Origin of the sequence: Nanhaiella sioensis, from assembly GCF_046557775.1 — a bacterium.
In the GTDB taxonomy this organism is placed as follows: Bacteria; Bacillota; Bacilli; order Bacillales; family SM2101; genus Nanhaiella; species Nanhaiella sioensis.
On the sequence record NZ_JBKAEG010000001.1, the window covers coordinates 4,444,822 to 4,464,175 of the forward strand.

The window sequence follows — 19,354 nt, forward strand, 5'->3', positions numbered from 1 at the left end:
AATTTATAATCTACAATTAGAATATTTTTTATGTTAACAATTGAAAGTTAATGGGGTGTAAAAACAGATGAGTATAGATTTCTTAAATTATCCTTATTCTTCACAACGAATGACAACCTTTGCTAGCAAAGGTATGGTAGCCACATCACAACCTTTAGCAGCTCAAGCTGGCTTAGATATTTTGAAAAAAGGTGGAAATGCCATTGATGCAGCTATAGCAACAGCAGCATGTTTAACTGTTGTAGAACCAACTTCTAATGGTATTGGTGGCGATGCTTTTGCATTAGTTTGGACGAAAGGAGAACTGCATGGTCTAAATGCAAGTGGTCCAGCTCCTAAAAATATTTCAATTGATGCGGTTAAATCGAAGGGTTATGAGAAAATGCCTAAATTCGGTTGGTTACCGGTTACCGTACCTGGTGCACCGAGTGCATGGGCAGAGCTATCAAAAAAATTTGGTAAACTACCATTGACTGATGTCTTAGCGCCGGCAATCGAATATGCTGAAAAGGGTTATCCGATATCACCTATATTAGGTAAGTATTGGAATTCAGCTTATAAAATATTCAAAAAAATATTTACTGATAAAGAATTTACTCATTGGTTTGAAACGTTTGCTCCTGAAGGAAGGGCACCTGAAATTGGGGAGCTTTGGCGTTCTCAAGGACATGCGGAAACTTTACGTTTAATTGCTGAAACAAATGGAGAGAGCTTTTATCGAGGGGAGCTTGCAGAAAAAATCGCAGCTTTCTCAAAACAATATGATGGCTTTTTAGCATTGGAAGATCTTGCATCATATAAACCTGAATGGGTAAAACCTATTTCAGTTAATTATCGTGGTTATGATGTATGGGAGATCCCTCCTAACGGACAAGGTCTTATTGCTTTAATGGCACTTAACACACTTAAAGGATTTAATTTCTCTAGTAAAGACGATGTTAATACATATCATAAGCAAATTGAAGCAATGAAACTGGCATTTACTGATGGTAAAGCGTATATAACTGATCCAGACCATATGTCTACTTCAGTTAACGAACTACTGTCTGATGAATATGGACAAGTTAGACGAAACGAAATAACTGATCAAGCTATATTACCAGAAGCTGGTAAACCACCAAAGGGAGGTACAGTTTATTTAGCTACAGCTGATGAAGAAGGAAATATGGTTTCATTCATCCAAAGTAATTACATGGGATTTGGATCAGGTTTAGTTGTTCCAGGCACTGGTATTGCTCTGCAAAATCGTGGGCAAGAGTTCTCGCTCGACGAAACGCACGAAAATGCACTACAACCTGGTAAAAGAACTTACCACACAATTATTCCAGGGTTTTTAACGAAAGATAATGAGGCGGTTGGACCATTTGGTGTAATGGGAGGGTATATGCAGCCCCAAGGTCATTTACAAGTCGTAATGAATATGATTGACTTTTATTTAAATCCACAAGCAGCACTTGATGCCCCTAGGTGGCAGTGGATTGATGGTAAAAAAGTTAGAGTAGAGCATAACTTCCCGAATCATATAGCTCAACAACTAGCTCGAAAAGGTCATGAGATTGAAATTGCAACAGATCGTGGAGAGTTTGGTCGTGGTCAAATTATTTGTCGTGACAAGCAAACAGGTGTGCTCTCTGGTGGTACAGAGTCACGTACAGATGGTACTATTGCTGCATATTAGAAATCCAATGAAATAGATTATGGTTTAAAGTAACTTGTACTTTAAGCTTGACTAGAAGGAAATGATGAAGATGAAGCAAATACACCTTTTTTTAGCATTTTTTAGAGTAGGTATGCTAGGTTATGGTGGTGGCCCGTCCAGTATTCCACTAGTACATAAGGAAGTTGTGGAAAAATATAAATGGATGAATGATGATGAGTTTGCAGATGTGCTAGCATTAGGTAACGCGTTACCTGGCCCCATTGCAACAAAGATGGCTGGATATATTGGTTATCGTGTTGCTGGTATATTAGGGATGATCAATGCAGTACTCGCGACAATTGTTCCAACAATTTTGCTGATGGTTCTGTTGTTAACATCTTTAACATCTGTCAAAGACCAACCGTGGGTTATTGGGATGACAAAAGCCGTAATTCCAGTGGTTGGAGTAATGCTAGCTGTATTAACATGGCAGTTTTTAAATAACGCTCAAAAAGGACTGGGCTGGTCAAAGACAATTTTTTTAACTCTTGTTAGTTTATTGTTATTAGAAGTATTGAATGTACACCCTGGAATCATTATTGCCATTTTATTATTGGTAGCTCTCATGAAAAAAGATAAAATAGGAGGGACTTCCAAATGATATATTGGCAAATATTCCTTGCTTTCTTTATACCAGGAATACTTGGGTACGGTGGTGGACCTGCTTCAATTCCGTTAGTTGAAAATGAGGTTGTACACCGTTATCATTGGTTGACTGTTAATGAATTTAGTGAAGTTATAGCAATTGGAAATGCATTACCAGGCCCAATTGCAACAAAAATGGCCGGATACATAGGGTACCAACAAGGTGGTGTCCTTGGTGCAGTCACCGCGATTTTTGCAACTGTCGCACCTTCACTTATCTTAATGGTTACGTTATTAAGTATTTTATATAAATTTAAAGACTCGCCAAAAGTGAAGCGTATGACTGCTTTTATAAGGCCTACGATTGCTGTGTTACTAGGGTTAATGGCTATGCGCTTTTTTGTTAATTCGTATGAAGGCTCAGGTGCGCTACAAACAGGTATCTTAATAATTCTTAGCTATTTGCTATTAGAAAAATGGAAAGTTCATCCAGCTTATGTGATTGTTGCAGCACTTGGCTATGGTGCCATTTTCCTTGGAGGATAACACCCTTAACTTGGGTGTTATCTTATTTTGAGCTTGGATTAACTTCGCTAATTCTTCAGCAATGGAATGAACCTTGGTTTATCATTTAACTCATTGCTAATCATATATTTCGCTAGCATATTTTCCTCAAGCTTAATGCGATGTTTTAGAACCACTGCATTTAATACAGTAAAAACAAGGGCGGTCAAATAAGCTTCAAACATAATAGGAATAAGAATGAACTCAATAATTACTACTGCATAATTTGGATGTTGAACATATTTATAGGGTCCTTTTGTTACATATTCTACGTTCGGTAAAATGATAATCTTCGTGTTCCAATGTTTTCCTAATGAATGTAGTGCCCAAACTCGAATAACTTGGGTAAGAAAAAACAAGCTTAGCAATAATGGCCAAGCTATAGATAACGTTTTTCCAAAAAAATTAACTTCTACAACTAATGATAAGAAGAAGCAACTATGTAGTAACACGATGAGTGGATAACGATCTTGTTGAATGACTATTCCACCTTGAGTAAGCATCCATTTCTCATTAGATTTTGCAATAGCAATTTCAGACAGACGTTGAATAATGATAACAGTTAAAAAAATAGTAAAAATCATACTTACACCTCCATTAATGTTATTTCCATGTTAACAGCGCTAATTCGGCTGAAAATCCTGGTCCCAATGCAATGGCTAAGCCTATTGATCCTTGCTTTACATGCTGTCGCATAACTAAATCAAGTACATACAAAACAGTTGGGGAAGACATATTGCCATATTGTTGAAGAACTGTTAACGATGGTTGTAATAAGTCATCACTCATATGTAAACAACTCTTATAAGCTTCAATGACTTTTTTTCCTCCTGGATGAGCAATAAAATGATTAATATCATCAATGTTTAAGTCATGTTGTTCTAAAAAAGAATGGACGACAGGTGAGAGCCAAGAGTTTACTAATGTAGGAATATGCCTTGAGAAGATTACTGAAAGGCCGTCATTAGTTACATCCCACCCCATAATGTCTTCGGATTTTTTCATAAACACTGACTGAGTGCATGAAATATGAGGGAGAGTATTCAACGTTGATAATTGATCAGCATTTACTTCATCCCCTACAACACATAAGGCAGCAACACCATCAGCAAATAATGACATTCCGACTATGTTACTTTTTGAAGCATCGTTTTTTTGAAATGTTAAACTACATAATTCTATTGACAAGACGATGACCTTTGAGTGAGGGTAAGCTTTACAATAGTCAAATGCACGGGATAAGCCAGCTACACCACCAGCACATCCTAATCCCCATATAGGAATACGCTTCGTATGATTAGCAAAAGGAAGGATATTCATAATTTTTGCTTCTATCGTTGGTGTGGCAATTCCTGTACTTGATATGAAAAAGATTGCATCAATCTCTTCAAAGTGTATCTGTTCGTTCAAATATACATCGTTGTGTAAACATTTCTTAATTGCTTCTGATCCGTATTGTACTGAACTTTCAATATAAATATTATTTTTTTCTTCAAACGTATGCTCCTGCTTGTACCAATCAACATTTTTAGTAAAATGACGTTTCTCAATTTCAGTATTTTCAAATACACGAAGATACCGATCAAGGTTAGTTATTTTGTCTTTAAAGAGCTCTTGTGCAATTTCTTTAGTTGCTAATTGATTAATTTGAAAAGGAGGGATGTACTTACTTATCGAAATAACTTTTGGCATAAAAACACCTCATTTACATGTTATGTTTATTGTGTAACATAATGGAAATTAGTATACTTCATAAAATTTTTCTCTAAGTTTTGAATCACCATTATATGTTAGTCGGGTCGCAAGCTATTTTTAATAATGATAGAATAATAGAACGAAGAATATTGATTTTATAGCTAAATATACTCATTTCAGAAGGCTCTTACTGCTATTGTCACCAAATTAGCAAAGTAAGAAGGGTTTAATATGTTTAACACCTTTTTTCAGATGAAAGGATGCCACAAAGGATAGTTGTGTATGTGTAAATCAAAATACAACAATCAATGTGGAAACAGCCTTTTAAAAATAAAACCCATATATCAAATGGGATAATTCTAAATATCTAATTGAATCATGGAATCTACATTGATGGTAATTAACTCTCTACTAACAAAATGTAAATAAAGAAATGGCAGAGGTGTATTAATGAATATGAGTAAACAACAACCAAAGAACAATGTAACACGCTTGTATATAACGAGACACGGTCAAACTGAATGGAATGTTATAAAAAGGATGCAGGGTAGGAAAGATACACCCCTTACAGCATATGGGGTCACACAGGCTCGAAGCCTTGGGAGTAGGCTAGAAAGTGTAAATATAGATGCTGTATATTCTAGCCCAAGTGGTCGCACGTTAGAAACTAGTAAACAAATCATTGGAAAACGAGATATCCCTATGCATACAGATGCCCGCTTGTATGAAATGGCAATGGGCGAATGGGAAGGGTTAACGACCGATGAAGTAAGAGAAAAATATCCGAAGGAAAGTGCGCTGTTTTGGTCAAAACCACAGCTCTATGAAAGCAAATCTGGTGAAAACTTTTTTGACGTTCAAAAACGCAGCCTCGATATGCTTAAATATGTTATTAATGTGAATCAAGGAAAAGATGTATTGCTTGTTACCCATGCCATTGTACTTAAAACGATGATGGCTTATTTTGAAAAAAGACCTCTTGAAGAACTATGGAAAGGTCCATTTATACATGGTGCAAGTTTATCTACTGTCGAAATAGGTGATCATAATAATGAGATACTATTTCATGGTGATACGACACACTATGAGAAGTGAATGCAGATCGTTATAATATAATCAATTCATGACTAAAGGGCATCTAACAAAAGGGGAGAGCCATAATGTTACCAGGGCGCTCTTTCTTTATTATAATATTTTTACATTTATAGGATAAAGATAAGGTTCCTTAAGGGCATTTATTGTTTTCCATTCAGTAATTTTGATGTAAGGAAGTTCCATTCCGTTATAGTTCGTAACATCCAAAACTCCTTTGGCCTCGATCCATGTATCCTGTTCAATACTAGAGGCTTCATTGAATTCTGATAGGAATCCGATGATGCTGGCATCTGCTACACAATGAGTAATTAGAAACCTCGAAATAACAAGCTGATTTTCTTCAAATCCATCCTCCTTGTAAACAAATCCCTTTAATTCAATATTTCTCCCTTTGAATTTACTTACATCTTTACTAATTTCCTCATAGTAGGCATTAAAAACAAAGTCATTCATTTCAATTATAGGCATCGTCTCTAGCATTTGAATAAGCTGAGTAAATTCTTCCTTTGAAATCTCTTTCTGGCTTTCCGTAATAGTAGGATTGACAAGGTTATCATCAATCGAAGCATCACTTTGTGTATTATCATTTATCGATGTATCACTTTGTGTATTATCGTCATTCGTATCATTTGATGGTGTATTATTTGTATCTTTCTGGGAAGATTTCTGGCTGGATAAAACCGCCATACCTCCTTTTTTAGCAGCAATAGAAGAATCGAGAACTTTTGGAGGCAGAAAGAACCCAGTTAATAAAGGAAAAATAATAATCATATAGGATATGAACTTCTTAACATTAAAAGCTGAATTGCCATGGTCATGTCCACAGTTATTGTCTTCATGGGAGCAATGCTCGTGGCTAATATCTTTAACACGCCAGATTCTGGTTATTTGGATAAAAAACAAAAATAAAAAAATGACTGAAGCAGACTGACTTAAACCGACATATTTAGGATTGATAAATTTGGTAATGTCTCCAGTAGAATGCATCTTTAAGATCATTGCTGAAAATGTTAATAGTATCAATGCTCTAAAAGCCTGCTGATAAGAAAATTTCACGGTTCTTCCTCCTTAGATAAAAGTTTGCAGCATCATGATTACGATAAATACTGTAGATGAAATCAAAGCAAGCAAGCCGATAACAAACTTATACCGGAATACACTTAGCAACATTAACGTATTTTTTAAGTCGATCATTGGTCCGAATATTAAGAAACCTAAAATCGAAGAAGTAGGGAAAATGCTACTAAAGGACGCACCGATAAAGGCATCCGCTTCAGAACATAAGGATAAAACAAATGCTAATCCCATCATAACGAGTAAAGAAGAAACGGGACCGCTACCTGTCTCCAATAACGCCTTTGCCGGTAAATAGGTTTGTACAAATGCTGCTAAAAAAGCACCAATAATTAGAAATTTTGCCATATCAAAAAACTCATCAATAGCATGAATTAACATAGACCAAAATCTATTCGTAAAAGATTTTTTAGCTGAATGTGCGTGTGACTGTGTAGCGTTTATACTAATTGGCGCTTTTAATGGGTTACCTTTAAGAACGACGCTTATTGTCAATCCAATCAGAATAGCAATTAAGAAACCTAAACCCATTCGTAGTCCAGCAATTTTAAAACTGTTGCCAAATGCCATATATGTAGACGCAATGACAATTGGGTTGATTAGGGGACCCGTTAACATAAAACCAATGGCTGCATAAATCGGCACACCCTTAGAAATAAGTCTACGAACAATTGGAACGATGCCACATTCACAAGCAGGAAAAAGCGCTCCAACAGTGCAACTCATAATGACCGCCATTACTTTATTTTTGGGAATCCACCTTTCTATATGTTCTTCAGTTACGAAAATTTGAATCATTCCAGCAATTAATACTCCTATCAGAACAAAAGGAAGAGCTTCTATTAATATACTTAAAAAAATAGTACTCAAATTCAGCAAAGAAGGAGGAAAAGTAAAGATACCACTAAAGCTTGTACTAAACGACAAAAGAAGAAGAGTTAAAGCAATAATCGCTAAACCTGTAATATCTATAATACTACCTCGTATAATCTTATTCATGTTAACCTCCTTTTAATAGCCTGCTATAATTCCCCTATTAATAATAAATTAATAGGGGATAAATAATAAATCTTATAATTTTAAATTTTAAAAATGTTCTATAGAATAATATATTCCTCGTCTTAAGGTCGATAGTTAGTATACCTTCTTTAGTTGAGTTTTGTTTAAAAAACGATTAATCATTTAAAGCTGTCTTTATGGTATGTAAATTCATTCTCATGATGCTGAAATAGTCATCCCCTTGCTTAATATTTTCTTCTGTCAAGGACTCAAGATTATGGAGACTTAGAGATTCCGCTCCCAATTCCTTCTGGATCGTTTTTACTACTTTTGGTGTAACACTTTGTTCGAAAATAACATAATGAAGACCATGTTCTTTTGATTCTTCAATAATATTTTGTAACTGTTTTAATGAAGGTTCCTGTGTAGGAGATAAACCAGTAATAGCGATCTGTTCAATACCATAACGTGCTTCCCAATATCCATAAGCTGCATGAGAAACTAAAATAATATCCGTCTTGGAGCTTTCAATTGTACTTTTAAATTCTTCGTCAAGTTTTTCTAAGTTCTCTTTTAACTGAATATAATTGCTTTCAAATACTGAAGCATGTTCTGGCTTTAATTCACTCAACTTATTTTTGATATTTTCAGCGAGTTCGATTGCACGGAGAGGATCCAACCAGATGTGAGGATCATAATCACCGTGGTTATGCTCGTCTTCATCCACTTCAATGTTTTCATCTTCATGACCGTGTTCTTCAGCGTCAGCATCTTGCTCTTCATGACCGTGTTCTTCAGCGTCAGCATCTTGCTCTTCAAGACCGTGTTCTTCAGCGTCAGCATCTTGCTCTTCATGACCGTGTTCTTCAGCATCAGTATTTTGCTCTTCATGACCGTGTTCTTCAGCGTCAGCATCTTGCTCTTCATGACCGTGTTCTTCAGCATCAGTATTTTGCTCTTCATGACCGTGTTCTTCAGCATCAGTATTTTGCTCTTCGTGAAGATGTTCCTCGTTTTGAGAGGATTCTAATAATTCAATGCCTTCACCTGCTTCTAAAATAGTAACACTTTCATTTTTCAAGGACTTAATAGCATTTTCTGCAAACGCATCAATACCAACTCCACTGTAAATAAACAAATCAGATTTCGCTAGAGCAACCATGTCTTTTGCAGAAGGCTCAAAAGAATGGGCATCTACATTTGGAGGGTAAATACTTTTCACATCAACATAGTCTTCGCCAATTTTTTTCGCGAAATCTTCAAGTGGATAAATCGTAGTATAAATTGTTATCTTTTCATTTTCGGATATTCCTGTTTTAACAGTTTCAGAGTTTCCACAGCCTGCAAGAATAAGACTGATAGCAAAAACTAAAGTATAAAAAGATTTGTTGATTTTCATGTTGTTAGCTCCTAACTTAATAAATTTGTGTAATTAAAGCGTTTAAAAAAGGTAAATCGTAATCATTTCGTTTTATATACTAAATCATGTATATTAGTTTGTAAATAGTTTAAGAACAATTTAAAAAATTCTTACAATAATGTAACATATAAAAAATAGTTAAATTACTTACTAGAAAAATGGGATAAGGAGTTTGAAGATAGAACTATGGAACTTGTTTTAATGGGGATTGTTATGAACAAAGAAATTGAGTTTTTATAAGATAAATGTTTGTTAACAAAAGCAGTTATCCCATTGATTATTGCTTTTTGTTCTATGAAATAAATACTTAAAACCAAGCAGTTGTAGCATCTTTTCTCTTGTTAAATAAGGTCATTTGTTGCTGTTCTAAATTAGTCCCAAGGGCAACAAAGTTTGCGAAAAAGTACCTTAAACGAATAAAGAAATGAACAACGATTGCTCCAAGATTATTTTATTGAGAAGAAAAATTTGTAACAATCACGAAAAATTAATTTTTGAAAATACTAATGTGGAAGGACAGTATGATAAAAGTTATAAACTTTAAAAATAAAGGAGTAAATTGGAAGAGCTAGATTGCGGAAGAATGCAAGATATTGAGAAGAAATGTTAAAAGGAGTTTAGTAAAACAGAAAATCCCATTACTTCCACCAGATTCTTCATTTTGGGGAGTATCTACATTATTACCTTTTTGAAAGCTTGAAATGATGGCATAAAATTGTATAAGATTAAAGTCGATTTTAATTACATCTAAAATCTTTTGTTGTGATATTGTGTTCATAAAGCCTCCATTATGATTTACAGGTAGTTTAATCAATGGGTGTAAAGTAAAGACAACTACACGATTCTTTTTGCCAAGCCATTTAAAAGTAGTGATAAAACTAAATGATAGTATGAGAACATAGCGGTCACCTATAAATTTATTCTTATAGGTGACTAGCTATTTTGGTTATCATAGGAGCTAACTTTACAGCATAGAACTCGTTTTACATAGTGAAAAACTGATTGATTTCTATTTTGTTATTTCCATATTATTTGCAATAGCTATTAGATCTTCTTGAGTAATATTATCTGATTCAGTGGTTATGTTGTATAAAATAAACTGGCCATTCCTGTTTTCAATCCAACTTAGTATTTTTTCTTTATTAGTCGTATATAAACTTTCATTTGATTCAATGTAAAATGCATCATATCCGTCTACCGTGAATTGCTTAAAATCCTCTCCCATATACGATGTCATTGAAACTACATCATCTGTAAGAAGGTGATAGGTTATAAGAATTTCGTCATTTGTATTTGTTCTATAAATCAAATTTGGTAAGTTCCATAAGTTATTTGGTTCTTTAGAAAAAGACCCTAGATTATCCCATGTGATTTCTTCTGTAGTCTTAGTTGATCGAGTCTTTAGTGTATCGTAATATTTTTCAGCTATCTCAGGCTCAACGCCACCAACTACCGTTTGGTAATGCGCCGCTTTAAGCGTCATCCCGTTATATAATGCTTCAGGTATTTTGTATTGTGAAAAGTAATCATCCATATGATTTTGCCAATCTTCCATACTTATTTCCTCAGGATTGTTGATGGTCGCTAAAGAAAATGAAACGTTCTGTCCATTATCCAACGCAGAGCTGTACATAATTGCAGATTCCCCAGGCTTCAATGATTTACGAATATCTTCAACCGTGTTTTGTATGTGTTCTTTTTCTTGCAAGCTAGGGAAGTCTATGATTGTGTCATCTGAAATGTTAAATTCAAAGCTATCAAATGTTAATTCGTATATAATATTGGCTGCGAAAGCAAAACCAGAGAATAACAATAGACACGCCATAGCGATAGCAATCTTGCTAAACCTTTGATTTCGGATTCCTTTCTTATTGGTATGGTAATGTTTAAAAACAAGTTGTGCATTGTTTTTGATGCTTTCCGGCTCTTTTATACTACTTGCTGTTTTCTCGAATTCACTTTTCAATTCCTTCTCAATGAACATGTAATGACGCCTCACTTTCAGTTGGCAATTTCTTATTTCGAAGATTTTTTAATGCATGATGATGCCTTGATTTTGCTGTTCCAATCGGAATATTTAATGTGTTTGCAATTTCTTCAAAACTGTTGTCATGAAAGTATCTAAGTACAATGACTACCTTTAATTTATATGGCAGCCTATTAACATGCTGTAATAATTGGCTATTCATTTCATTTGTTATCATTGTTTCTTCTGTTGATCTAGGATGTTCTTCGATTGAAAATAACTGATTTTTCTTATCAAGATTAAATTTCCTCCAAAGCTTTCTATTCCAATTAGCTGTTTGTTTAACGATTAGACCATTTAGCCACGAATAGAAAGGTTTGTTCATATCGTACTTTGGAATGGATTTAATCAATTGAATATACACTTCGTTTGCTACATCATTCGCATCCTGTTTGTTATTCACTAAAAAATAAATAGTTCGATAGACATGATGGTGTATTTCTTCATAGACAATTTCGAAAGCTTGTTCGCTTCCAGTTGTCAACTCCTTTAACCAGCTATGTAATTCTTCATCAGTCATATTAGAGCCTCCTTTTTTCTCTCTCTCTATTTATTGGTTCGATTGCAAGAAAAAGTTCAAAAAAAATAGGGCTTTTTTCATCTTGTTCTACTGTTCATTAATAAACCGCAGCAAAACTTAGTGTAATAAAAATGTCATCGTATAAAAGAAGACAAAATGCCGCGAAGCTGTAACTGTATCGTGTTTATTTCTTAGTACGTCATACAAAAAGCATTGGGAGATCATTAATCTATAAGGCTTTTTTCATCCTGTTCTACTGTTCATGAATAAACCACAATAAAATATAGTGTTATGAAAATGTTACCGTATAAAAGAAGAAAAAATGCCTCGAAGTTGAATTTGTTACGGGTCTTTTCCTTAGTCCGAAAAACAAAAATCAATACGAGAATAAAAATCTATAAGGTTTTTTTCGTAAATTTATTGTTATGATATACTATTTCAACAGCAAAACTTTATTTTATGATATTATCACTGTTTTATATAAGAAAAAATGCAGAGAAGCTGTAATTGTATCGTGTTTATTTCTTAGTACGTTATACAAAAAACATTGGGAGATCATATAATCTATAAGCCTTTTTTCATCCCGTTCTAATGTTCATTAATAAACCACAGCAAAACTTAGTGTAATAAAAATGTCACCGTATAAAAGAAGACAAAATGCCCCGAAGGTGTATTTGTACCGGGTCTTACTTAGTATGCTACATATCATGCACACACAACTACAAATAAAATAATATTATTAAGAAATAATAGTTTAACAGATTTCTAATGATGAGCAAGTAGGAGTATGTTACGAGGAAACGTTAATGTTGATGGATGGCTACGATAAACACAAATAACAAAAAAACAGCTGACAAGGTATCAGCTGAATATGGTATTTATATTTGATTTTCATTGTTTGGAAACAATCTTGACCTTGTAAGAAATCTTACTCCTTCTGGGCCTTCTAGAGAAAACATGCCTCCTCGACCTTCGACAACATCAATAATTAATTGAGTATGCTTCCAATATTCATATTGCTGTTTGTTCATATAAAAAGGAGTTTCTCCAATATCTCCTAAATATACATCCGATTGACCGATTAAAAACTCATCTCTTGCATAACACATTGGTGAACTACCATCACAACAGCCACCTGATTGATGGAACATAAGAGGTCCATGTTTCGCTGTTAGCTTTGCTATAAGATTTAGCGCAGTTTCAGTAGCTATCACCTTTTCAAGCATTAGTAGAACCCTAACGCCTTTGGACTATAACTTACTAGTAAGTTTTTCGTTTGCTGGTAATGAGAAAGCATCATTTTATGATTTTCACGCCCAATACCAGACATTTTATATCCTCCAAAAGCTGCATGAGCAGGATATGCATGATAGCAGTTTGTCCATACACGACCAGCTTCGATCTGACGCCCAAAGCGATAAGCTGTATTTATATCTCGCGTCCATACGCCTGCCCCTAAACCGTATAACGTATCATTGGCAATTTGTAATGCTTCTTCTTTATCTTTAAAAGTTGTAACCGCTACAACTGGTCCGAAAATCTCTTCTTGGAAGAAGCGCATATTATTGGTACCTTTAAAAACAGTAGGCTCAATATAGTAGCCTCCTTGTAATTCACCCTCAAGTATATTTCTTTTCCCTCCAGCTAGTAATTCTGCTCCTTCTTGGTTAGCAATATCGATGTATGACATTATTTTTTCTAGCTGCTCTGATGAAGCTTGCGCACCTATCATTGTATTCATATCGAGAGGGTTACCTTGTTTAATTGCTTCTACTCGTGACAAGACCTTCTCCATAAAAGGTTCATAAATAGATTCTTGAATTAGAGCTCTTGATGGACAAGTACAAACTTCACCTTGATTTAGAGCAAACATTGTAAAGCCTTCTGCTGCTTTATCTAAAAAGTCATCCTCTTGTGCCATCACATCTTCAAAGAAAATATTTGGCGATTTACCGCCTAATTCGAGTGTCACAGGGATAATATTATGGGACGCATATTGCATAATCAACCGTCCAGTCGTTGTTTCTCCAGTAAATGCTACTTTTCCTACTCGATCACTAGTTGCAAGTGGCTTGCCAGCCTCAACTCCGAAACCATTAACAACATTCACAACACCTGGAGGTAGTAGATCTTGAATTAACTCCATAAGTACCATGATGGATGCTGGAGTTTGCTCCGCTGGCTTTAGAACGACACAATTTCCAGCAGCGAGTGCTGGTGCAAGTTTCCACGTTGCCATTAATAGAGGGAAATTCCAAGGGATTATTTGACCTACAACCCCAATTGGTTCAGGGAAGTGGTATGCTACAGTGTCTTGATCAATTTGTGCTAAGCTTCCTTCTTCTGCACGAATACAGCCAGCAAAATATCTAAAATGATCGATCGCTAATGGTAAATCAGCAGCTAATGTTTCCCGAACAGGTTTCCCGTTTTCCCATGACTCTGCAACTGCCAATTTCTCCATATTTTCTTCAATTCGATCAGCTATTTTATTTAATAGATTTGATCGTTCAGTGACGCTCGTTTTTCCCCAAGTATGCTTTGCGGCATGTGCAGCATCTAAAGCTCTGTTAATATCTTCGCCATTAGATCTAGCAACTTGACAGTACGCTTGTCCAGTGATCGGCGTCATATTATCGAAATATTCACCACTTACAGAAGGGACCCACTCTCCACCGATAAAGTTATCATATTTCTTCTTAAATGTAATAATTGAGTCTGGCGAACCAGGATTTGCATAAATCAAATGTTCATTCCTCCTATCAATAAGTTAATTTTGATAAGGAAATAGTGTACTTGCTAAATTTTCTAAAACTTGTTTCCCTACCAATTCTATGATATTCGAGGGATTTTGTACTTATTACATTAATTAAGTAGCATTAAAGAATGTGATTTACTTGATAAGGATCTATTTTACGGAAAATGGTTGATGATGCCAAGTTGTCACGTAACTATTAATGGTAAAGCTGTTGTGAGAAATATTGTTATGTTTTGGAAGAGGGGAGTGGTACAATATGAAAGTAGTTTTTGTAAAATAATAATAGAAGATATTGAAGGGCCATATAACCACCTTATTGGTTCCTATTGCATACTTACTACACAAAAAAATAATAGTTTAATTGTAAAGTGATAATCAATGATAAGGTCGGGTGAAGTCATTGAGTAATATAATTTGTAAAATAGATGATGTATCTAAATCATTTAATGATTTAACAATAATCGAAGGAATATCGTTAACTTTGTATAAAGGTGAAGCGGTTGCTGTTATAGGGAAAAATGGTTCCGGAAAAAGTACATTACTTAAATTAATTACAGGTCTTATTGTGCCCTCAAAAGGAACAATTAACTTGCCTTCTAAACGAGTTGGCTATGTCCCTGAACAGTTTACATGTAATATTCGCATGACTACATATGAATATTTGTATCATTTAGCTAAAATTAACGGGTATAGTCGACAAGAGATAGATACAAAAATCATGGAATTACTTAATAGATTTGAGTTGATTCATGTAAGAGACAAGCAAATTCAATCATTCTCAAAAGGAATGAAACAGAAAGTAAGCCTTATACAAGCGTTAATTCATGAACCTGACATCCTCGTTTTGGATGAGCCGCTATCAGGTTTAGACCGGAGAATGCAATCATCCTTGGTAGAAAATCTATTAGCAATTAAAGAAACTGGTACCTCAATGGTCTTCTCATGTCATGAAAAATCGATAGTTGATGAATTAGCAGATAAGGTGTTGTACATAAGTGATAAAAATGTTAGTAGTGAAAAATCATTAATAAATGAAGAGATGGATGCTTATGAGATTATTTGTAAAATTTCGCAGAATAGCAACGAAAATGCCTTAAATGAATTAAAAGATGTGTATCACTATTCGATGGTTGGGGATGATCAAATAAAAGTAACGGTAAGGGCACAGGATAAGGATCAACTGTTACTAGATCTTTTACAACAAGGTCATTCAATCATCTTAGTAAGTAAATTAGATGCATTATAGGAGAACTAGTATGGTATATTTATCACGTTATTTTGTTATAACATATTTTCGGTCATTTCGTTTTATTCCCCCAGTAGCTGTATTTTGCTTGTGGGTTGTAATATTTTATACTTATAGTCAAAAAGATATAATGAATAGTTATTTAATATCTAGCATCGTCGTATATTTAATTTCTGCTTGGCTAACACATTCGATGTTTCATCGAGAGGATCACTCTGAAAGAGCAATAATTTTAACTCATATCAAATCAAAAATGAAATTTTTATTAAGCAAAAATATCGCTGTGTTGGTGTATGGTAGCCTACTTATTATTTTTGCAATTGTATATCCACTTATTTTAAATGGATTTCTAACAGCCCCGACAATTTCAGTAATCATCGTCTCGATTATTAGCCATGTATTACTTTGTCAGTTGGGTGTGATCGTAGGCATGTTTTTTGCTGTAACAAAACATAGTCAATATCATTGGTTAGCTACTTGTCTTGTACTAATGGTGTCACTAGTAACCGAAGCTGTTGCTAATGGTATACCAACCTTTTTAGCATGGATCTTGTGGTTGCTCCCTCCAATTAATAACATTGTCCATATACATAATTTTGGTGATTCCTTTATAATAAATACAACGATCATTCAAAACTATATCATTGTTATCAGTTATATTATTATTGCCTCGAGTATTATCGTATATCGGTTTAAAAAGTTTGAATATTAATAAACTAGTAAAAAAATCTACATTCGTTGCTGTTAGCGGATGAAGCTGCTTTTATAAGTCAAGGTTAGGAGAAAAATATAGATGGGTTATGTAGAAGATTTAAGGAAGGTTATAGGGCATCGTCCTATTATACTTGTCGGCTCAGTTGTTTTGCTAATAAATGATCAAGACGAGATATTACTTCAAAAAAGAAAAGAACCATATGGTGTTTGGGGGCTTCCAGGTGGGTTAATGGAACTAGCTGAATCAACAGAAGAAACAGCTAAAAGGGAAGTTTACGAAGAAACAGGTCTTACTGTGGGTAACTTAGAACTTATTAATGTTTTTTCTGGAAATGAAAATTATTGCAAATTACAAAATGGTGATGAGTTCTATGTTGTAACAATTGCATATTTCTGCAATGATTTCAGTGGTGTGGTAAAAACAAATGAAGAGGAGGGGTTAGAAACAGTATTTTTTCCATTACGTTCACTTCCTGAGAAGCTAGTAGGTAGTCACCGCAAAATGGTTCAAACATATATAAAAAAGTTCACAAGCTTGTAGTATTAAGCAAGTATTGATGCTAATATTCACATAAATATATGGATGTAAATGTTAATCATCATGTATATATTAATAACAGCAGAATGAATAAGTGTAACCAACTGAGGAAGACTAAACACCGATTTGCAAGGTTGTTGTTATAATTGAAGAAATATTCATTTTGCCAATGAGCGCCCTAAGAAGATCAAAGTAACAAAATTCCCATGAGGTCTAAAGGGGTCTACCCCCTTTAGATAAAATCGATTGTTGGGAGATTTATAGAGTACTGCAAAGTATTATTGGATTAAGAATTAATGCTTGTTTAAAATATATAAAGCTTGTAAAATGATATTAAGTGTAACGCTTGTGTTTTTTTATATAAATATGTAAGCGTTAACATTAAATGGTGTGCTTCGATTGTATTAATCATAACAAGGGGGAGAAAGGTTATGGAAGTGAAGGTAATTTCAACCAGACGGATAATTATGATAGCGTTGTCATTGTTGTTAATGAGTAGTATTGTTACTCCTGCTAACGCTGAAGTAAGAAATGTGCAAGTATGGTTAACGACAGCTGATCAACAGCAATTACTTCAGCAGCAAAATGATATTGAATTTTCACTAAACAACAGCGTAGAGGGTGTAACGATTCAAGTTGATGAAAGTAAGGAATATCAAGTAATGGATGGATTTGGGGCAGCGATGTCTGGGTCTTCAGCATGGCTTTTTAATCAAAAACTAAACGATTGGCAACGAAACGCGATATATAACGATCTATTTAGTTATGAAGGTATTGGTTTAAGTTTTGTTCGCCATACTATAGGTGCATCAGATTTTTCTTTAGAAAGCTACTCATATGATGATATGGCAGCAGGATTAAAAGATCCGAATTTAGCAAAATTTTCTATTGATAAAGATAAACAAACTGTAATTCCTATGTTAAAAGAAGCATTAGCGATAAATCCTAATTTAAAAATTATGGGCACGCCCTGGAGTGCACCTGGTTGGATGAAAGATAATGGATCATTAAATGGGGGTAAACTTCTTCCGCAATACTATGGTGTATATGCACAGTATCTTGCAAAATATATTAACAGCTATCAAAATGAGGGACTTCCTATTTATGCAATGACCATTCAAAATGAGCCACATCATGAAACTGCTGGCTATCCGAGTATGAAGATGGAAGCATCTGAACAAATTGATTTTGTCAAAAATCATCTTGGGCCAACTTTTAATAGTCAAGCAATTGATACGAAAATACTTAGCTGGGATCACAACTGGAATGAATATGATTATCCAATAGAAGTAATGAATGATGAGGAAGCAAAATCTTATTTGGCGGGTAGTGCTTTTCATTGTTATGGCGGTTCCCCCGAGCAACAATCTTTAGTGCAAAATGCTCACCCGGACAAAGGTATATGGTTTACCGAATGTTCAGGAGGGGAGTGGTCAACTGATTTTGGAGATAATTTAGCATGGAATATGTCGAATGTAGTAATCGGTTCGACTCGAAATTGGGCGAAGTCAGTTCTGCTATGGAATCTAGCATTAGATGAAAACTTTGGACCAATTAATGGTGGTTGTACAGATTGTCGTGGTGTAGTAACGATTAACCAACAAACAGGTGATGTATACAAAAATGTAGAATATTATGTGCTTGGTCATATTAGTAAGTTTGTTAAACCTGGTGCAAAAAGAATAGAAACTAATTACGATAACGATATTCAAAACGTTGCTTTTAAAAACACAGATGGATCAAAAGCCTTGTTAGTTTTAAATAATGCTAATACCCATCAAACATTCACTGTCAAAGAGGGAGACGAATCATTTAACTATACTCTGCCAGCAGGAGCAGTAGCTACTTTCTTATGGAACTCAAATAATGATAGTAATTTGATTGTAAATGGAGATTTTGAATTAGGAGCATTGAATAATTGGCAAAGCTGGACACCAGAGGGACAAGACCCAGTTCACAAAGTTGATACAGACTATCCAATGTCTGGAGGGTATAAATTGACTCATTGGCAATCTTCCCCTTATCAACAGACGACATATCAACATATTAATGTAGTGAATGGAGTTTATAAAGCCTCGGTTTGGGTCCGTTCAAGTGGAGGTCAAAATACGCTACGTTTAGAAGCAAGTAATCACGGTGGTTCCACCCTTTATGCAAATATTGGATCATCCTCAATAGGTGATTGGACGAAATTTGAAATAGATAATATCGATGTAACGACAGGCACTGTTACTATTGGTGTATACTCTGATGGAAATGAGCATAATTGGGCAGCCTTTGATAATATTCAACTAATTAAGAAGTAAAATAATTTTTATAGGTATATACAAAGATGTTTTTTAGAAATAACTAGGCTTGACCTTTGTGGTTTTATACTAAACGATATTGTTGTATAACAAGCACCCTTTAGATGGGCACAGC

18 protein-coding genes and 1 pseudogene are annotated in these 19,354 nt (G+C 34.6%); 9 read left to right on the top strand and 10 right to left on the bottom strand.

Annotated features, from left to right (window positions below):
• The first annotated feature begins 67 nt into the window (after positions 1-67).
• The 3 genes from ggt to V1503_RS21025 all read left to right on the top strand — a co-directional run bounded on the left by ggt (position 68) and on the right by V1503_RS21025 (position 2,830).
• Positions 68-1,678, top strand: coding sequence for a gamma-glutamyltransferase (gene ggt, locus V1503_RS21015; RefSeq protein WP_410629049.1), 1,611 nt, complete (start codon positions 68-70; stop codon positions 1,676-1,678).
• A 70-nt stretch (positions 1,679-1,748) separates the two neighbouring features.
• Positions 1,749-2,300 (top strand): chromate transporter, encoded by a 552-nt coding sequence (locus tag V1503_RS21020; RefSeq protein ID WP_410629486.1) that lies wholly within the window; start codon positions 1,749-1,751, stop codon positions 2,298-2,300.
• The gene (locus V1503_RS21025) at positions 2,297-2,830 is read left to right on the top strand and encodes a chromate transporter (protein WP_410629050.1); all 534 of its coding nucleotides are present in this window, start codon (positions 2,297-2,299) and stop codon (positions 2,828-2,830) included. Before V1503_RS21020 ends, V1503_RS21025 begins: the two co-directional genes overlap by 4 nt.
• 47 nt (positions 2,831-2,877) lie before the next feature.
• Here V1503_RS21025 and V1503_RS21030 read toward each other — a convergent pair whose 3' ends face one another.
• Together V1503_RS21030 and V1503_RS21035 are read right to left on the bottom strand one after the other, a co-directional pair.
• Entirely contained in the window at positions 2,878-3,432 is a 555-nt protein-coding gene (locus tag V1503_RS21030) for an isoprenylcysteine carboxyl methyltransferase family protein (RefSeq protein ID WP_320258676.1), read from the bottom strand.
• Between the two features lie 19 nt (positions 3,433-3,451).
• Positions 3,452-4,540, bottom strand: a complete 1,089-nt coding sequence (locus V1503_RS21035) for a type III polyketide synthase (protein WP_410629051.1) — start codon at positions 4,538-4,540, stop codon at positions 3,452-3,454.
• 459 nt (positions 4,541-4,999) lie between these two features.
• Here V1503_RS21035 and V1503_RS21040 point away from each other — a divergent pair, with 459 nt between their 5' ends.
• A complete protein-coding gene (locus tag V1503_RS21040) occupies positions 5,000-5,638 on the top strand; it encodes a histidine phosphatase family protein (RefSeq protein WP_410629052.1) in 639 nt (212 codons plus the stop codon).
• Positions 5,639-5,728: 90 nt separating this feature from the next.
• Here the strand turns inward: V1503_RS21040 and V1503_RS21045 are convergent, their stop codons facing one another.
• From V1503_RS21045 to V1503_RS21070, 6 genes are all read right to left on the bottom strand, one after another.
• Positions 5,729-6,694 (bottom strand): TIGR03943 family putative permease subunit, encoded by a 966-nt coding sequence (locus V1503_RS21045; protein ID WP_410629053.1) that lies wholly within the window; start codon positions 6,692-6,694, stop codon positions 5,729-5,731.
• A gap of 12 nt (positions 6,695-6,706) precedes the next feature.
• Positions 6,707-7,711: a permease gene (locus V1503_RS21050; RefSeq protein WP_410629054.1), complete on the bottom strand. Its 1,005-nt coding sequence runs from the start codon at positions 7,709-7,711 to the stop codon at positions 6,707-6,709.
• Positions 7,712-7,886: 175 nt separating this feature from the next.
• Positions 7,887-9,110, bottom strand: a complete 1,224-nt coding sequence (locus V1503_RS21055; protein WP_410629055.1) for a metal ABC transporter solute-binding protein, Zn/Mn family — start codon at positions 9,108-9,110, stop codon at positions 7,887-7,889.
• Positions 9,111-9,699: 589 nt separating this feature from the next.
• Entirely contained in the window at positions 9,700-9,909 is a 210-nt protein-coding gene (locus V1503_RS21060; RefSeq protein WP_410629056.1) for a hypothetical protein, read from the bottom strand.
• A gap of 231 nt (positions 9,910-10,140) precedes the next feature.
• On the bottom strand, positions 10,141-11,115 hold the full coding sequence (locus tag V1503_RS21065) for a hypothetical protein (protein WP_410629057.1): 975 nt from the start codon (positions 11,113-11,115) through the stop codon (positions 10,141-10,143).
• Positions 11,105-11,677, bottom strand: a complete 573-nt coding sequence (locus V1503_RS21070) for a sigma-70 family RNA polymerase sigma factor (RefSeq protein WP_410629058.1) — start codon at positions 11,675-11,677, stop codon at positions 11,105-11,107. The genes V1503_RS21065 and V1503_RS21070 overlap by 11 nt, the downstream gene beginning before the upstream one ends.
• Before the next feature lie 633 nt (positions 11,678-12,310).
• Between V1503_RS21070 and V1503_RS25115 the strand changes: the two are divergent.
• Positions 12,311-12,406 (top strand): annotated as a pseudogene (locus V1503_RS25115) (hypothetical protein); the annotation flags it as partial.
• A 149-nt stretch (positions 12,407-12,555) separates the two neighbouring features.
• Here V1503_RS25115 and V1503_RS21075 read toward each other — a convergent pair.
• Together V1503_RS21075 and adh are read right to left on the bottom strand one after the other, a co-directional pair.
• Complete coding sequence (locus V1503_RS21075; RefSeq protein ID WP_214481322.1) at positions 12,556-12,903, bottom strand: DUF779 domain-containing protein; 348 nt, start codon at positions 12,901-12,903, stop codon at positions 12,556-12,558.
• Positions 12,903-14,423, bottom strand: a complete 1,521-nt coding sequence (gene adh, locus V1503_RS21080) for an aldehyde dehydrogenase (RefSeq protein WP_320258670.1) — start codon at positions 14,421-14,423, stop codon at positions 12,903-12,905. Before adh ends, V1503_RS21075 begins: the two co-directional genes overlap by 1 nt.
• A gap of 412 nt (positions 14,424-14,835) precedes the next feature.
• Here adh and V1503_RS21085 point away from each other — a divergent pair, with 412 nt between their 5' ends.
• From V1503_RS21085 to V1503_RS21100, 4 genes are all read left to right on the top strand, one after another.
• Positions 14,836-15,681 (top strand): ABC transporter ATP-binding protein, encoded by an 846-nt coding sequence (locus V1503_RS21085; protein ID WP_410629059.1) that lies wholly within the window; start codon positions 14,836-14,838, stop codon positions 15,679-15,681.
• 10 nt (positions 15,682-15,691) lie between these two features.
• Entirely contained in the window at positions 15,692-16,393 is a 702-nt protein-coding gene (locus V1503_RS21090) for a hypothetical protein (RefSeq protein WP_410629060.1), read from the top strand.
• An 81-nt stretch (positions 16,394-16,474) separates the two neighbouring features.
• On the top strand, positions 16,475-16,936 hold the full coding sequence (locus V1503_RS21095) for an NUDIX hydrolase (protein ID WP_410629061.1): 462 nt from the start codon (positions 16,475-16,477) through the stop codon (positions 16,934-16,936).
• 428 nt (positions 16,937-17,364) lie between these two features.
• The gene (locus V1503_RS21100) at positions 17,365-19,239 is read left to right on the top strand and encodes a glycoside hydrolase family 30 beta sandwich domain-containing protein (protein ID WP_410629062.1); all 1,875 of its coding nucleotides are present in this window, start codon (positions 17,365-17,367) and stop codon (positions 19,237-19,239) included.
• The last annotated feature ends 115 nt before the right edge of the window (positions 19,240-19,354 follow it).